This window comes from Actinoplanes sp. HUAS TT8 (assembly GCF_051380535.1).
Taxonomy (GTDB): Bacteria; Actinomycetota; Actinomycetes; order Mycobacteriales; family Micromonosporaceae; genus Actinoplanes.
In genome coordinates, this window is the sequence record NZ_CP195646.1 from 8,173,440 (window position 1) to 8,188,303 (window position 14,864).

Below are 14,864 nucleotides of genomic sequence, written 5' to 3' on the forward strand. Positions count from 1 at the left end.
AGATGGACACCATCGAGCACGAGGCGCGGGTCGCGGACTCCGCCGGTAGCGCGGACGACCTCGCCGTGCTCGACCAGCTGCTGGTCACGCTGGTCGGGTCACGCGGTTCCGACCTGCACCTGACGGTCGGTTCGCCGCCGATGATGCGGGTGGACGGCTCGCTGCGCCCGGTCCCCGGGTACGGCAAGCTGAACGCCGGCGACACCGAGCTGCTGGCCCGCGCGGCGGTCACCCCGGACCAGTGGGAGACGTTCCAGCGCGAGCAGGAGATGGACTTCGCGCACAGCATCGTCGGTGTCTCCCGCTTCCGCGGGAACCTGTACAAACAGCGCACCTCGTGCGGCGCGGTCTTCCGGGCCATCCCGCACAAGATCAAGCCGCTGGACGAGCTGGGCATGCCCGAGTCGGTCGGCCGTTTCGCCCACCTGCCCCGCGGTCTGGTGCTGGTGACCGGCCCGACCGGTTCCGGCAAGACCACCACGCTGGCCTCGATCCTGGACCTGGCCAACCGCAGCCGCGCCGACCACATCATCACCATCGAGGACCCGATCGAGTTCCTCCACCCGCACAAGCGCAGCATCGTCAACCAGCGCGAGGTCGGCTCGGACACCGAGACGTTCGCCAGCGCGCTCAAGCACGCGCTGCGGCAGGACCCGGACATCATCCTGGTCGGCGAGCTGCGGGACCTGACCACCACCTCGACCGCGCTGACCGCGGCCGAGACCGGCCACCTGGTGCTGGCGACGCTGCACACGCAGAGCGCTACCCAAACCATCGACCGGGTCATCGACATCTTCCCGCCGCACCAGCAGTTGCAGATCCGCGCGCAGCTGGCGGCCAGTCTCCAGGGTGTGGTCACCCAGGCGCTGGCGCCGCGGGCGGACGGCAAGGGACGTCAGGTGATCTGCGAGATCCTGAGCGCGACGCCGGCCATCCGGAGCCTGATCCGGGAGGGCAAGTCGCACCAGATCCCGTCCTTCATGCAGGCCGGCAGCAACGAGGGCATGCTCGCCTTCGACCAGCACCTGGCCGAGAAGGTGCGTGAAGGCGTCATCACCATGCAGACCGCCCTGGAGATCACCCACTCGGCGGAGGAACTCAAGCGGCTCGTCGGGCGGAACTGACCATGAGCGCCAACAAGACCTTCATGTACAACACCATCGACGCCTCGGGCAAGAAGTCGAAGGGGACCATCGAGGCCCCCAACGAGGCGGCGGCCACCCACATGCTCCGGCAGCGGGGCGAGGTGCCGCTCGGCCTGGTCGAGGCCGGCCAGGGTCTTCAGCGTGAGCTGAAGATTCCCGGGCTGGGCAACCGGGTCAAGCTCAAGGACCTGGCGGTCTTCGCCCGGCAGTTCGCCACCATGACCGCGTCGGGCATGTCCCTGCTGCGCTCGCTGTCGATCATGGAGGAGCAGACCTCGGCCCCGCCGCTGAAGAAGGCGATCGGCGAGGTGCGGGCCGACGTGGCGGCCGGTGGCGGGCTCTCGGCGTCGATGGCCAAGCACGACCGGGTCTTCCCGCGGCTGATGATCGCGATGATCCGGGCCGGCGAGACCGGCGGCATGATCGACCGGGCTCTGGAGCAGATCGCCGACAGCCTGGAGAAGGACACCGCGCTACGCGGCAAGATCAAGAGTGCCCTGACCTATCCGGCGATCGTCCTCGGCTTCACGTTCCTGCTCATCGCGGCAATGTTGATCTTCATCGTGCCGATCTTCGAGCAGATGTTCAAGAACCTCGGCGGCGAGCTGCCGGCGATCACCCAGTTCCTGGTCACGACCAGCCACAACATGTGGTGGATCGGACCGCTGGCGATCGGCATCGGCATCGGCGTCACCGTCGCCTACAAACACCAGAGCCGCACCAGCGCCGACTTCCGCCTCAAGGTGGACAAACTCAAGCTTCGGATGCCGGTCTTCGGCGCGCTGTTCCAGAAACTGGCCATGAGCCGGTTCTCCCGGAACCTCGGCCTGCTGCTCAACGTCGGCGTGCCGGTCATGCAGGCGCTCGCCGTGGTCGGTGAGACCACCGGCAACGAAGTGATCAACATCGCGATGAAGGACATCCAGGCGACCGTCCGTGACGGCCAGCCGATGTCCTCCTCGATGCGCAACCACAAGGTCTTCCCCGAGATGGTCAACCAGATGATCGAGGTCGGGGAAGAGAGCGGTCAGATCAGTCAGATGCTCGACAAGGTTGCCGACTTCTACGACAGAGAAGTCGACGCCGCCGCCGAGTCCCTGGCCGCCTCGATCGAACCGATCATGGTCCTCGTCATGGGCGCCGTGGTCGGCGGGATGGTGGTCTGTCTCTACCTCCCGATGTTCACCATCTACCAGAACATCCAGTCGAGCTGACCCTTCCGGCGTGCGACGCGGCACGCCAGGCGCAACACCCGGCCGATTCCCGACGGCCGTAACACCCCTTCCCCGCTCCACCCCACCCCTTGCCCTGGAGGCACCCCGAATGCAGAACGTCATCGACCGCCTGGCCGTCAAGCGCGACGACATCATGGCCAAGAAGGACGACGAGGGCTTCACCCTCATCGAGCTCCTGGTCGTGGTGGTCATCATCGGCGTCCTGGTCGCGATCGCCGTGCCGGTCTACCTGAACTACCGCCAGGGCGCGGCCGACAAGTCGGCGCAGTCCGACGTGCGGGGTGCGATCAGCGCGGTGGAGCAGTTCTACACCAACAACGGCAACGCCTACCCGGGCACCTCGCAGCTCGGTGACAACTCGGCCGGCGCCGCCCCGAACCTGACCCTGACCGGCACCAACGGCAACGCCACGATCACGCTGTCGGACAAGACCAAGCTGCAGTACGCCTACGTCGCCGCCAGCGGCAGCACCGCCGCCAGCTACAAGATCTGCGCGACCAACACCGGCGGCAGCGGCAAGTACTACCTCTACGACAGCACCGCCGGTGGCTCGGTGAAGTCGGTCACCGGCATCACCACCACCAACTTCACCACCTGCGGCTGACGCCGGCCTGACGCCCACCGCGAGCCTGAGGAGAACCGCCGTGCCGCAGTACTTCCTGCTCTGTGTCACCGGCCTCCTCGGGCTCGTGGTGGGCTCGTTCCTGAACGTCGTGATCCACCGGGTGCCCCGCGACGAGTCGCTGGTCCACCCCGGCTCGCACTGCCCGCACTGCGGCCACGCGGTCCGCAACCGGCACAACGTCCCGGTGCTCGGCTGGCTGATGCTGCGCGGCCGGTGCGCCGACTGCGCGGCCCCGATCAGCGCGCGCTACCCGCTCGTCGAGGCCGGCACCGCCGCCCTGTTCGTCGCGGTGGCCGCCCGGTTCGGCTGGTCCTGGGCCCTGCCCGGTTACCTCTACCTGGCCGCCGTCGGGATCGCCCTGGCCCTGATCGACCTGGACGTCATGCGGCTGCCCGACAAGATCGTCCTTCCCTCGTACGCGGTCGCCGCCGCCCTGCTGGTCCCGGCCGCCCTGCTCGCCGGTGACCCGTCGGCGCTGCTCCGGGGCGCGGTCGCGGCGATCCTGCTCTACCTGCTGTACCGCGTGCTCGGCGGGTTCGGGATGGGCGGCGGCGACGTGAAACTGGCCCCGCTGCTCGGCTTCTACCTCGGCTGGCTGGGCTGGGGCGCGGTCGCGGTCGGCGCGTTCTCCGGATTCCTGCTCGGTGGCCTGGCCGGCGGGGTTCTGCTGCTCACCCGGGTCGCCGGGCGCAAGAGCCGGATCCCGTTCGGGCCGTACATGCTGGCCGGGGCGTTCCTGGCGGTCTTCGCCGCGGCGCCGATCGCCGATTGGTACGCCAACCTGCTCACCCCGATCGCGTAACGACCGATAGCCCGTAGGACACCGTCGCGCGAGCGGCGGTGTCGACCGGCAGCGTCGTCACCGCGGCGTCGTCACCCCGCAGCATCCGTCACACCAAGGAAGGAAGACCGATGGCTGGCGCAACACCGATCGGGCTGGACATCGGCTCATCCTCGATCCGGGCCGTCGAGGTCCGTCGCACCCGGGACGAGTACTCGCTGAGCAACTTCGGCCAGATCCCCCTCGAACCCGGCGCCGTGCACGGCGGGGTGGTCCAGGACCCGGCCGGCGTGACCAGCGCGCTCAAGCAGCTCTGGGCGGCCTCCCGGTTCGGCACCAAGCGGGTCAGCCTGGGCGTCACCAACCCGCAGCTGGTGGTCCGCGAGATGTCGATCGCCAACCTGCCCGCCGGGCAGATGCGCCAGGCGCTGCCGTTCCAGGTCAAGGACGCGCTCCCGCTCGCGGTCGAGCGCTCGCTGCTGGACTTCTACCCGCTGGAGCAGCCGGGCAACAACCCGACCGTGCGTGGCCTGCTGATCGCCATGCCCAAGGACGCGGTGGCCGAGTTGGTCCAGGCCGTGGAGAAGGCCGGCCTGCACGTCACCGGCGTCGATCTGGCCTCGTTCGCACTGCTGCGCGCCGCTTCCCGGCTGGACAGCCAGGTGGAGGCGATCGTCGACATCGGCGCCGACATCACCAGCGTGGTCGTCCACGCGGACGGCGAGCCGCTGTTCGTGCGGACCCTGCCCCGGGGCGGCACCGAGATCACCGACAGCATCGCCACCCGGCTCGGCGTCCCGGCCCCGCAGGCCGAGGACATCAAGTGCCGTTTCGGGCTGCACGGCGACGGCAGCCCGGACAGCGTGGCGGCGATCACCGACGCGGTCCGGCCGCTCGCCAGCGAGCTGCGCAGCTCCTTCACCTACCTGGCCTCGGGCGAACGGCAGAAGCAGGTCACCCGCCTGGCCCTGTGCGGCGGCGGCGCCCTCATGCCCGGTCTCGCCGAGCACCTGCAGGAGCAGCTCAGCGGCATCGCCGTGATGTACGCGGACAGCACCTCCCGCCTGCGCGACACCCGCCGGGCCCGGGAGCGCGGGTTCGACAGTTTCGTGCCGTCGGCCGCCGTGTCGATCGGCCTCACCCTGGGAGCCGGCCGATGACCACGACCGCGTTGATGCCGCTGGACCCGACGGTCTCCCCGCAGCAGGCGAACCGGGTCCTGCCGATCCGCGCGAACCTGCTGCCGCAGGACATCAGCGACGGCCGGCGGGCGCGGCGGACCCGGACCGCCGTGATCATCTCGGTGGTGCTGGTGCTGGCCATGCTCGGCACCTGGTACTGGCACGCGGCCGGGAAGAAGCAGGACGCCGAGGCCGACTTCGTGTCGGTCACCGGGCAGGTCTCCCAGATCCAGAAGGCCCAGGGCAAGTACAGCAAACTGACCACCACCAAGAACACGATCACGGTGATGGACGGACAGCTGGCCAAGCTGATGGCCGCCGACCTGCCCTGGCAAACCATTCTCGACCTGGTCCGCAGCACCGGAGACAAGTACGACGTGAAGGTCGCCGAGGTCACCGGGCAACTGGCCCAGGCCAACGGCACCACCTCCAGCGACGTGGTCGGCACCCTCAACCTGACCGGATCGGCGCCCGACAAGAAGGCCGTCGCCAAGTACGTCCTCGCGATCGTCGACCTGAAATCCAAGGGCCTGGCCGACCCGTTCGTCAACGACGTGTCGGGAGCCGACAAGGACGGCGTCACCTTCGACATCACCGTGTCGCTGACCAAGACGGCACAGTGCGGCAAATACACCACGAAGTGCAAGGCCTCGTAGGAGATAGATGATGAGTCTGTTCCGCTCCGACCGCGTCTGGCTCTTCGGCGGCCTCGGCCTGATCGCGATGGTGATCGCCGCCGGGTGGTTCCTGATGATCAGCCCGAAGTACGCCGAGGCGTCCGACATGCAGAGCCAGGTGGAGGAGACCACCATCCAGCTGGCCACCCTGAAGAAGAGCCTGTCCCAGCTCAGTGCCGACAACGCCAACCTGGCCACCTACACGGCCGAGAAGGCGGAGCTGATGAAGGCGCTGCCGACCGGCGACCAGATCCCGGCCGACGACATCCCCGCCTTCCTGACCCAGCTCCAGGTGATGGGCATCGACCTGGGCGTCGACGTGGACGCCTACTCGGCGACCGGCAAGTCCAAGTCGGACGTGATCCCCACGGTCGAGGCACTGCCGATCGCGCTCAACGCGAAGGGCCCGACCAAGGCCATCAGCAAGTTCATCAACCAGCTGCAGAACACTCAGGCCCGGGCCGTCCTGATCAAGTCGGCCCAGCTGACCGTCGACGAGTCGGCCGGCACCGCCGAACTGGGCCTGACCCTGAACGCCTTCCGGAACCCGGACGGCAGCACCACCACGGCCGTGACCACGAACTGACCGCGACGGCCGGGCCGCCATCAGGCAGCCCGGCCGCCCGTCACCCCAGCAGGGCGGCGACGCCGTCGAAGGCCGGGCGGCGGACCGCGTACCGGCTGATCCCCCACCGGGCCTCGATCCGGTCCAGCTTCGCCCGGATCTCACCCAGGGTTCCGGCCATCATGTAGGGCGTCAGGGCCGCCTCGGCCGCACTCATCTCGGTCTCCAAGGCCCATGTGGCGTACGTGGCCTCGGCGTCATCCGTCACCTCGAAGTAGTGCGCGAGCACCTCCACCGGGGTCGCGCCGGCCAGCTCGACCTGCCGGTCCACGTCCTCGACCCGGAACCGGGCGGTGTGCTCGTGCCCGTCGGCCAGGGTGCGGCCCAGGCCGGAGAGCCCGATCAGGTCGGCGTGCTCGGCGGCCCAGCGCAGCAGCCGGGTGTTGCCCCCGCCGAACAGCAGCGGCACATGATCCTGCACCGGCCGCGGCCAGGTCAGGCCGTCCCCGGCCAGCAGGCGCTGAGTGGCCTCGGCGACCCGGATGAAGTGGTCGACCCGCTCGGCGACCCCGGGGCGCTCGCGGCCGACCGCGGCCCACTCGGCCGGGGTGTGGCCGGCGCCGATGCCGAGAACGGCCCGGCCGCCGGAGATCAGATCCAGGGTGGCCACGTCCTGGGCGATCAGGATCGGCTCGCGGACGCCGGCGTTCACGACGTAGGAACCGAGGCGGATCGTGCTGGTGACCGCGGCCGCGGCGGCCACCGCGACGAACGGGGAGGCACTCGTGCCCGGGTGGTCGGCGGTGTAGAGGGCGTGGAAGCCGGCCGCCTCGGCCCGGCGGGCCAGGTCCAGCCAGTCGGCGGCGTCGGTGGGTCGCGCCTGCAGCGAGAAAGTGGTCATGCGTCATTGTTCGCGGCGATCAGGCACGAAGCCGACAGACTTCTGCCGATGGCAGAGGATTTTTGGGGTAACCGTGCCCACCCACGGACGCCGCCCTTTCGGGCCTCGCGTTCTGGCCGCGCCAGCGGCCTGCGAGGGTCGGAAGGGTCCCCGCGGGAGCGACGGTCTGTACCCCGGCGGACCGAGGCAATGAAGAATGTGATCTTGGGTTATTTGCGCTCCTGATCCGCAACTCGGAATACCTGCTGCAGGGCAAGCAATCGTCGATCAGATGGGGGCACACGAGGAGGAGCCCCGATGAACCAGAACCTGATCCTGATCGCCGATGACGACGCCGACGTCCGTGACCTGCTGTCGGTCACCCTGGAGGCGGCCGGCTACCGCGCGCTCGGCGCCAAGGACGGGCACACCGCGGCCCGCATCCTCACCGTCGCCAAACCGATCGGCATGATCACCGACGTCCGGATGCCGGCCATGAACGGCATGGAGCTGTGCCAGCTCGCGCGCAGCAACCCGGCCATCCGGGACATGGCGATCCTGATGGTCTCCGGCAACGCGCACGCCTACGACGTCGACGCCGGGTTGATCTCCGGCGCGGACGGCTACCTGGCCAAGCCGCTCGCGCCGAAGGCGCTCGTCTCCGAGCTGCAGAACCTGATCAACCGTCGTCACCTGGGGGTCTGACGGCGCGCAAACGGTCCGCGGTCGACGGAATCGGGCCGCGGACCTGACGGACCGCCGCGTTCCACCAGCTCAGGTCGAACCGGCCGCCGTCGGCCAGGAACGCGCCGCGCAGATCGGCCCAGGCCAGACCCGGGTGCTTGTGGTGGATCCCGTGCAGGTTGAACGCCAGGATGAAAGTCTCCAGCGGGCGCGGCAGGTAGAGGTTCATCGCCTCCAGCGGCTCGTCGAGCGGCGTCGCGTAGTGGTAGGCATTGTCGGCCACCGACACCACGAACGCCCGCCCGAGCAGCGCCGCCAGCAGCATCCACCAGTGTGGACCGTAGGCGGCGAACGCGGCCGCGTGGACCCCGACGATCAGCGCGGCGTCCAGGCGGAACATGCCCAGCCGGCGGGCCGCCACGTTCTCCAGCAGCAGCGACGTGACCGTCTCGGGATCCTCCAGACGGCGGGCGGCCCAGGCCCAGCCCCGTCTCGGCAGGGGCGCCAGCAGCAGCGACGACACCTCGGCCAGGTACAGCCCGCCGAACAGGCGCAGGTAGTACCCGGGTGCCTGAGCACCCCAGGTGGTCCGGCCCGGATCGAAGATCTCGGTCCGCTCGCGCGGTGTCCGGCTGAACCGGTGATGCAGCAGGTGCCCGGCCTTGAGCAGGGCGAACGGTGCGCCGTAGGCGACCGCCAGCAGGCGGCCGAGCCGATCGTTGCCGGCCCGGTCGCGAATGAGAGACCCATGGATGGACTCGTGCAGCAACGACCACAGTGGCGTGTTGGTCAGCACGATCGGAATCAGGAGCCATCCCCAGGCCGTGCCTCGCGGCAGCAGCCCGAGCGGGATGACGAAAAGTTGGCCGCCCACAAGGATGAGGGCGATGGCGACGAGCGCGGACGAGGTCGCGGTGGCTCCGTACGTGCGCGTCGGTCCCGTCGAGACGGTTCGCACCCGATCACGTTAAAGGCCCCGGGCGACCACCCGGTGTACGTCAGCCGAAGACCCCGTTGACATAGTCGTGGGTCCGCGGGTCGACCGGCGCGCCGAAGATCTGCTGGGTCTCGCCGGCCTCCACGATGTGACCCGGCGTGCCCTGCTCGGCCAGGAAGAACGCGCACTGGTGGGACACCCGCGCGGCCTGCTGCATGTTGTGCGTGACGATGACGATGGTCACCGTCTCGGCCAGCTCGGTGATGGTCTCCTCGATGCGCCGGGTCGACGTCGGGTCCAGGGCCGAGCACGGCTCGTCCATCAGAAGAACCTTCGGACGTACGGCCAGGGACCGCGCGATGCAGAGCCGCTGCTGCTGCCCGCCGGAGAGCGCGCCGCCGGGCTGACGCAGCCGGTCCCGCACCTCCTTCCACAGGCCGGCCCGGGTCAGACTCTCCTCGACCAGCCCGTCCTTCTCCCGCCGGGACGCCCGGGTGCCGGTCAGTTTGAGCCCGGCCACCACGTTGTCGTAGATCGACATCGCCGGGAACGGGTTCGGCTTCTGGAACACCATGCCGATCTTGCGGCGGGCGTCGGTGACCCGGACCGCGGCGTCGTAGATGTCCTCGCCGGCCAGCTTCACCTCACCGGCCAGCGACGCGCTGGGCACCAGCTCGTGCATCCGGTTCAGGATCCGCAGGAACGTGGACTTGCCGCAGCCGGACGGGCCGATCAGGGCGGTCACCTGGCGGGCCGGCATGGTCAGCGAGACCCGGTCGAGGACCTTGCGCTCGCCGAACCACGCGGACACGGCGGCGGCCTCCAGGGCGAGCGCGTCCGAGCGCACCGGGGCTTCCATGACGGTCATGGCGATTCCTCTTCTCGATCAGATCAGGTTGGGCAGCAGGCGGGTGACCTGGCCGGCCACGAGCAGGCCGAGGACGGCCAGCACGGGCAGGCCGATCAGCCACGCGTGCCACAGGCCGAGCCGCTGCCGTACCCAGGCCACGGCCAGCGCCGAGATGAACATCAACTGTCCCCACAGGACGAGCGGGACCAGCGCGATCAGGTCGATGCCCATCAGGTTCTCGGACGGCGGCAGCAGCGCGGTCGAGACGGCCAGGGCGGGCGTGTCCTGCACCTTGGAGGTCAGCTTGGCGTCGACCCGGAGGACGTTGTTCGGCAGGTAAGCGGTGCCGTCGGCGGTGACCAGGGTGAGCCGTCCGGAGCCCGGGGTGAGCGTGGGCGGTTGCGGGTCGCCGGCGCGGCGGACACCCATCACCTCGTACGTGTGCTCGCCCTGCCCGGTGACGACGGAGATCCTGTCGCCGCCGGAGAGCTCGCCGATCCGGGAGAACGGGCCGCCGTAGCCCGCACGGCGGGCCATCAGGATGCTCGTGCCGGCCTGACCGGGCAGCACGGTGTCGCGGCGGTGGCCCGGACCCCGGGTGAGCACGCCGCCGTCGGTGCCCTCGAAAACCACCTCGCGCAGGCCGATCGCCGGGATGTCGATCACCGCGACGGCCGTGCCCGAGGGCAGCGCCGTCTTGCCGTCCTCGGTGACGTGACCGACCGGGGCGGTGGCCAGGGCCAGTTCGGCTCGGAAGTTGGCGTAGGCGAGCTTCTGTGCCCGGTCGTGTCCGAGGTCGCCGAGGACGGTGAACTGGAGGACAAAACCGAGAAGTACGGCGGCCAGGATGCTGAACGCGGTGCCGGGCAGGCTGGCCCAGAGCGGGCCCGGGCGCGCGGGCGGGGCCGGCGGGGCGGCCGCGGGCGGGGTCGGCGGCGCGGCCACCGGGGGCGGGACCGGGGGCGCGGCAGCCGGGGGCGCGGCAGCCGGGGGCGCGGCGGCCGGCACGACCGGGGTGATCGTGGTCGTCACTGGACCTCCTGGGATGTCGCGGGTGTCACGGGGTGCGGGAGCGGCGGCCGAATCGGCGGCCGGCTTCGAAGGCGAGGAGGACGACGGCCAGGCCGGCCACCAGCCACCACGGGGACGGGGTGGTGCCGGTCGCGGCCGGGCGGGCCTCCGTCGTGGGCACGGCCTCGGCCTCGGCCGGCGCGGTCACGGGTGGCTCGGCAGCCTCCGAGATGACCGGGGCCGGTGACTGGGTGGCTGCCCCGCCCGCGGCTTTGTACTTGTTCGGGGTGCTGAACACCATCGCGCCCCGGTACTCGGCGTGGACGGTGTTGGAGAACTGCTCGACGCAGTACACCGTCACGTCGTACCGGCCGCTCAGCTTGGTGCTGTTGTCCTTGGCGAAGTCGGCCATCGTCTGTGCGAAGTAGACGTCGAAGCCCTCGGTCGCCGACATCCCGGCCGTGGTCGGCGCGGTCACCATCTGGCCGTCCTTCGGGAAGCCGTGCCCGCGCGCGACGGCGTAGAACCCGTCGGCCGGCGCCGGGCAGCCCCCCGAGGTGTGCACCTTGATCGCGGCCAGGTCGATGCTGTCGGCCGGGGTGAACGTGATCGTGCCGGTCGCCGGGGCCGGAACCGCGAGGAGCAGCGCCACCAGCGCGCTCTCAAGCATTCTTGACCGCCCGGCGGCGACGGCGCCGGTTCAGGAGCACGCCGGCGATCAGGACCACGATCAGGAAGACGACGGCCGCGGTGGTCCACGAGAAGGCCCAGAAGCCGTACTCCCGGGTGACGGCACTGAGCTGCAGTTTCTGGTCGCCCGGCTGGGCCAGCGGGTCGGCGTGCACCTCACCGGTCAGCCACACGGCGGGCAGGGCCCCGTTGACCTCGGCGGTCATCGTGACCGCGTCGCCGGGCAGGATCTCGGCGACGTCGGCGATGCCCACGGCCTCCCGCTTGCCGCCCCACAGGGTGCTCACGGTGACCTTCTGGCGGGCGCCGAGACGGACGTTGCCGGTGTTGCGGACCAGGTAGGTCAGCGTGGTGCGGCCGCTCTTGAGCGGGTTGGCGTTCGGGTGGTACTTGGCGGTCAGCTTCTCGACCGTGATCCCCGGCGTCAGCGTGCCGCTGATCCGCAGGTAGACCCGGGAGCCGACGCGCTGGTCGACGGAGACCTTGTTGCCCTTGGCATCGGTCTGCAACGACGACACCGAGGCGACGATGCCGGCGGTGTGGTCGCCCGGGGTCGCGGTGGCCGGGATCCGGAGGGTGAACGGGACGACCGTGCGACCGCGGGCGGGAACCGTCACCGAACCCTTGGACATGGTCACCCAGGCGCCGGCGTCGGCCGACTTCCCACCGGACGCGAGCACGTCGAAGCCGCCGCCGGAGGTGGTGAAGGCGTCGTTGGCGTACACCCGTACGGTGATCGGCCGGGTCCCGGCGTTGGAGACCTCGACCTGGTCCTCGACCGAGGCGCCCGGCGTGGCCGCGTAGGCGAAGGTGGAGCGCTTGTCCGGACCGGTCTTGCCGGTCGGCCGGACGCCGAACGTGACCCGGCCGTCGCCACTCGCGGGCGCCGCGGCCGCGGGACCGGCGAGACCGATCCCGATGAAGGTGGCGAGGAGTGCCGTGACCGCACGCCGCATGGTGACCGTCCTTAGAAGCTGTGGGGTGGTGCGGGGCGGCGGGCAGTGCCGCCCCGCACCGGGGTGTTTCAGATGGCGGTGATGGTCAGCGTCGCGGTGTAGGTGCCGGCCACCGTGGTGGTCGGGACCTGCAGCGACACGTCGGCGGTCACGTGGGCGGTGCCCACGCCCGCACCGGCGCCGGCCAGGGCCAGCGTGCGGGCCGAGGCCAGGCCGAGACCGTTCGGCGCGGTCGCCTGAGGCGCGATCGCGTTGGCCGGGTCGACCTTGCTGCCGGGGGTGATCGTCTGCGAGGCGGACTTGTCGACGAGCTTGGGCGACCAGCCGAGGTTGGCGCCGTTGATCGCGTGGCTCGCGCCGTCGGAGAAGTCCGACACCTGGCCCGAGACGTTCCAGCCGAAGTTGCCGGCCCGGGTGTCGGTGACGGTCAGCGGGTTGATCGAGCCCGCGGTGGTCAGCTTGGAGGCGTCCGACGTCAGGGCCGGAGCCGGGAGCACGACCGGGGCATTGTTGGCGACGCTGATCGTCAGCGCACCGCTCTCCACCGTGGTGGAGATGGTCTGCGAAGCGCTGCCGCCCTTGAACGCGGTGACGGTCAGCGGGACCGACGCCGACTCCGAAGCGGTGTAGACGGCCGCGTCGGCCGGGACGAACTTGGCCGTGAAGCCGTGGTCACCCTCGGACAGGCTGCTGGTGTTCAGCACGGCGGTGCCACCGGAGACGGTCACCGGGGCGCCCAGGTTCTGGCCGCCGTCGGTGAACTGGACCTTGCCCGCGGCCTCGCTCGGGCTGACCGTCGCGGTCAGCGCGACCGGCGAGAACTGCTCGACGGTCGGCTGCGGGTTGACGGCCAGGCCGACCGAGGTGGCCTGCGCCGCGGCCCGGTTGACGACCAGGGTGGCGGCCGACGAGGTGGAACCGGAGACGCCGGCCGTGGTCGGGGTGAAGACCGCGGTCAGCGTGTGGGTGCCGGCGGTCAGCGCCGTCGTCTTCAGCTCGGCGACACCGTTGGCGACGGTGACCTCGCTGCCCAGGTTCTCGCTGCCGTCCTTGAACTGGACCTTGCCCGCGGCGGCGGCCGGGGTGACGGCCGCCTTCAGCGTGACCTCGTCACCGGCGGTGACCGGGCCGGTCGGGTCGACCGAGATGGTCGTCGTCGACGGCGAGCTCGAGTTCGGGTCGGTGGTCGTGTACGCGGTCGGCGACGTGAAGTAGAACGCCGTCGTGAAGGTGCCGTATTCGTGCTGCTCGAACGAGTCGACACACGTGATGACCAGGTCGTACTCGCCGGCCACGATGGTGGTGCCCTGGTCGGTGGCGACGTCCTTGAAGCTGTTGTCGACCTGGATGTCGAACGGCGCCGTGGCCGAGAAGTTGGTGTCCTTCGGCGTCACGACCTGCACGCCGCCGGTGAACTTGCCCGGGCCGAAGAGGTAACCCCAGTAGGAGTCGGCACCGGTGGTGCCACAACCGGCCGAGGTACGGACCTTCGGGACGGTGATGTCGGCGCCGGTCGCCGGGGTGGCGGTCAGCGTGCCGAAGCTGCCGGCCGGCGGGGCGGCCTGAGCCGCCGCGCCGAACGGGAGGACCAGGGCGGTGGCCGCGACGGCGACCAGGGCACCCTTGGCGGTACGGGACTTGAGCTGCATGGAAGTCTTCTCGCCTTCGATCACGGGGTGCGCAGGGACGTGTCGCCGCAGGACGTGTGCGGCGCGAAGCCGAACTTCTTGATCGTCGTGGTGTTGGAGCAGATCTTCGAGGTCGGGCCGACGAAGACCGAGGCGTACGGCTCGGCGCCGATCCGGGCGGTCGGGACCACGTTGTAGACGTCCCGCGTCATCGTCGAGCCGGTGTTCAGCACGGTCGGCGCGATGCCGTCGAGCTGGCCCAGGACCGACTTGCCGTGCACGTCGGCGACGACCGCGGTGGTCTGCGACAGGTACTGCGCGATCGAATAGGGCACGATCTGCTTCGGGTCGGTCAGCAGGGTGCCGTTGTTCTCCTGCAGCGGGGCGTTGGTCGCGTCGACCTCGCCGATGCAGGTGTGGTTGGCGGTCTGGGTGAAGGTCGACGCGTCGGTGAAGCCCAGCGACTTCAGGAAGAAGGAGCGCGTGCCCGAGCCGAACTGCGGGAGCAGCGGCTTGTACAGCGTGGTGTTCGAGCAGTTGTAGATGCTCGTGAGCTGCGCCTTGGTCAGCTTGCGGGAGATGTTGCTGTCCCCGCGGACCGCGTAGGTGACCGCGTCCACCCCGAACGGGATGTAGGTCAGGTTCTTACCCGGGTAGCTCGCCGAGTTGTTGCTCGACGAACGTGCGAAGTCCACGCATCCGTTGTTCGCGTCGAGCGAGTTGACCAGGGCCGTCACGCCGGCGCCGGAGCCCGACGGGCGGGTGATCTCACAGCCGGTGGCCTTGGTCTTGATCGTCTGCGAGCCGAACGCGTCGTAGGAGGCGATCTGCTTGGTGGTGCCGTCGAGGACGAGGTCGGACAGACCGTTCATGACGCCCTCGGTGGTGTCCGAACCGACACCCGCGAGCACCCGGTAGGTGGGGTCGCCGGCGGGGTCGGCCTGCGCCGGGGAGGCAGTCACGGCGAGTGCCGCGATCAGCCCCATCCCGACCGCGGCCAGGAACCGTTTGTTCTGCAC

At 70.1% G+C, this 14,864-nt stretch carries 16 protein-coding genes; 8 read left to right on the top strand and 8 right to left on the bottom strand.

Annotated features, from left to right (window positions below; translation table 11 throughout):
* Positions 1–2 precede the first annotated feature (2 nt).
* The 7 genes from ACSHV8_RS36200 to pilO all read left to right on the top strand — a co-directional run bounded on the left by ACSHV8_RS36200 (position 3) and on the right by pilO (position 6,230).
* Positions 3–1,124, top strand: coding sequence for a type IV pilus twitching motility protein PilT (locus ACSHV8_RS36200; RefSeq protein WP_436523323.1), 1,122 nt, complete (start codon positions 3–5; stop codon positions 1,122–1,124).
* Between the two features lie 2 nt (positions 1,125–1,126).
* Positions 1,127–2,359 (top strand): type II secretion system F family protein, encoded by a 1,233-nt coding sequence (locus ACSHV8_RS36205; RefSeq protein ID WP_436523325.1) that lies wholly within the window; start codon positions 1,127–1,129, stop codon positions 2,357–2,359.
* A 109-nt stretch (positions 2,360–2,468) separates the two neighbouring features.
* The gene (locus ACSHV8_RS36210; RefSeq protein WP_436523326.1) at positions 2,469–2,984 is read left to right on the top strand and encodes a prepilin-type N-terminal cleavage/methylation domain-containing protein; all 516 of its coding nucleotides are present in this window, start codon (positions 2,469–2,471) and stop codon (positions 2,982–2,984) included.
* A gap of 40 nt (positions 2,985–3,024) precedes the next feature.
* Positions 3,025–3,807, top strand: a complete 783-nt coding sequence (locus ACSHV8_RS36215) for a prepilin peptidase (RefSeq protein WP_436523328.1) — start codon at positions 3,025–3,027, stop codon at positions 3,805–3,807.
* 110 nt (positions 3,808–3,917) lie between these two features.
* On the top strand, positions 3,918–4,946 hold the full coding sequence (pilM, locus tag ACSHV8_RS36220; RefSeq protein WP_436523330.1) for a type IV pilus assembly protein PilM: 1,029 nt from the start codon (positions 3,918–3,920) through the stop codon (positions 4,944–4,946).
* Positions 4,943–5,623 (top strand): hypothetical protein, encoded by a 681-nt coding sequence (locus tag ACSHV8_RS36225; RefSeq protein ID WP_436523332.1) that lies wholly within the window; start codon positions 4,943–4,945, stop codon positions 5,621–5,623. The genes pilM and ACSHV8_RS36225 overlap by 4 nt, the downstream gene beginning before the upstream one ends.
* A 7-nt stretch (positions 5,624–5,630) precedes the next feature.
* A complete protein-coding gene (pilO, locus tag ACSHV8_RS36230) occupies positions 5,631–6,230 on the top strand; it encodes a type 4a pilus biogenesis protein PilO (protein WP_436523334.1) in 600 nt (199 codons plus the stop codon).
* Positions 6,231–6,270: 40 nt separating this feature from the next.
* Here the strand turns inward: pilO and ACSHV8_RS36235 are convergent, their stop codons facing one another.
* Positions 6,271–7,110 carry an LLM class flavin-dependent oxidoreductase gene (locus ACSHV8_RS36235; RefSeq protein WP_436523336.1) on the bottom strand — a complete coding sequence of 280 codons (840 nt, stop codon included), beginning with the start codon at positions 7,108–7,110 and terminating at the stop codon, positions 6,271–6,273.
* Positions 7,111–7,407: 297 nt separating this feature from the next.
* On the opposite strand from ACSHV8_RS36235, the gene ACSHV8_RS36240 reads away from it, so the two are divergent.
* Positions 7,408–7,794, top strand: a complete 387-nt coding sequence (locus ACSHV8_RS36240; protein ID WP_436523338.1) for a response regulator — start codon at positions 7,408–7,410, stop codon at positions 7,792–7,794.
* On the opposite strand, the gene ACSHV8_RS36245 is transcribed toward ACSHV8_RS36240, so the two are convergent.
* The 7 genes from ACSHV8_RS36245 to ACSHV8_RS36275 form a co-directional block, all read right to left on the bottom strand.
* On the bottom strand, positions 7,769–8,731 hold the full coding sequence (locus ACSHV8_RS36245) for a fatty acid desaturase family protein (RefSeq protein ID WP_436523340.1): 963 nt from the start codon (positions 8,729–8,731) through the stop codon (positions 7,769–7,771). The genes ACSHV8_RS36240 and ACSHV8_RS36245 overlap by 26 nt on opposite strands.
* A gap of 40 nt (positions 8,732–8,771) precedes the next feature.
* Entirely contained in the window at positions 8,772–9,578 is an 807-nt protein-coding gene (locus ACSHV8_RS36250) for a phosphate ABC transporter ATP-binding protein (protein WP_436523342.1), read from the bottom strand.
* 18 nt (positions 9,579–9,596) lie between these two features.
* Positions 9,597–10,592 carry a class E sortase gene (locus tag ACSHV8_RS36255; RefSeq protein WP_436523344.1) on the bottom strand — a complete coding sequence of 332 codons (996 nt, stop codon included), beginning with the start codon at positions 10,590–10,592 and terminating at the stop codon, positions 9,597–9,599.
* Between the two features lie 25 nt (positions 10,593–10,617).
* A complete protein-coding gene (locus tag ACSHV8_RS36260; protein ID WP_436523346.1) occupies positions 10,618–11,241 on the bottom strand; it encodes a hypothetical protein in 624 nt (207 codons plus the stop codon).
* Positions 11,234–12,217, bottom strand: coding sequence for a WxL protein peptidoglycan domain-containing protein (locus ACSHV8_RS36265; protein ID WP_436523348.1), 984 nt, complete (start codon positions 12,215–12,217; stop codon positions 11,234–11,236). The genes ACSHV8_RS36260 and ACSHV8_RS36265 overlap by 8 nt, the downstream gene beginning before the upstream one ends.
* A 68-nt stretch (positions 12,218–12,285) precedes the next feature.
* The gene (locus ACSHV8_RS36270) at positions 12,286–13,866 is read right to left on the bottom strand and encodes an Ig-like domain-containing protein (protein WP_436523350.1); all 1,581 of its coding nucleotides are present in this window, start codon (positions 13,864–13,866) and stop codon (positions 12,286–12,288) included.
* 20 nt (positions 13,867–13,886) lie between these two features.
* A complete protein-coding gene (locus tag ACSHV8_RS36275) occupies positions 13,887–14,864 on the bottom strand; it encodes a hypothetical protein (RefSeq protein ID WP_436523352.1) in 978 nt (325 codons plus the stop codon).

Excerpts from the sequence above, each read along its gene's own strand:
- ACSHV8_RS36235 (WP_436523336.1), bottom strand. The coding sequence starts at position 7,110 with ATGACCACTTTCTCGCTGCAGGCGCGACCCACCGACGCCGCCGACTGG.
- ACSHV8_RS36240 (WP_436523338.1), top strand. The coding sequence starts at position 7,408 with ATGAACCAGAACCTGATCCTGATCGCCGATGACGACGCCGACGTCCGT.
- pilM (WP_436523330.1), top strand. The coding sequence starts at position 3,918 with ATGGCTGGCGCAACACCGATCGGGCTGGACATCGGCTCATCCTCGATC.
- ACSHV8_RS36250 (WP_436523342.1), bottom strand. The coding sequence starts at position 9,578 with ATGACCGTCATGGAAGCCCCGGTGCGCTCGGACGCGCTCGCCCTGGAG.
- pilO (WP_436523334.1), top strand. The coding sequence starts at position 5,631 with ATGATGAGTCTGTTCCGCTCCGACCGCGTCTGGCTCTTCGGCGGCCTC.
- ACSHV8_RS36270 (WP_436523350.1), bottom strand. The coding sequence starts at position 13,866 with ATGCAGCTCAAGTCCCGTACCGCCAAGGGTGCCCTGGTCGCCGTCGCG.
- ACSHV8_RS36260 (WP_436523346.1), bottom strand. The coding sequence starts at position 11,241 with ATGCTTGAGAGCGCGCTGGTGGCGCTGCTCCTCGCGGTTCCGGCCCCG.
- ACSHV8_RS36265 (WP_436523348.1), bottom strand. The coding sequence starts at position 12,217 with ATGCGGCGTGCGGTCACGGCACTCCTCGCCACCTTCATCGGGATCGGT.
- ACSHV8_RS36200 (WP_436523323.1), top strand. The coding sequence starts at position 3 with ATGGACACCATCGAGCACGAGGCGCGGGTCGCGGACTCCGCCGGTAGC.
- ACSHV8_RS36205 (WP_436523325.1), top strand. The coding sequence starts at position 1,127 with ATGAGCGCCAACAAGACCTTCATGTACAACACCATCGACGCCTCGGGC.
- ACSHV8_RS36225 (WP_436523332.1), top strand. The coding sequence starts at position 4,943 with ATGACCACGACCGCGTTGATGCCGCTGGACCCGACGGTCTCCCCGCAG.
- ACSHV8_RS36210 (WP_436523326.1), top strand. The coding sequence starts at position 2,469 with ATGCAGAACGTCATCGACCGCCTGGCCGTCAAGCGCGACGACATCATG.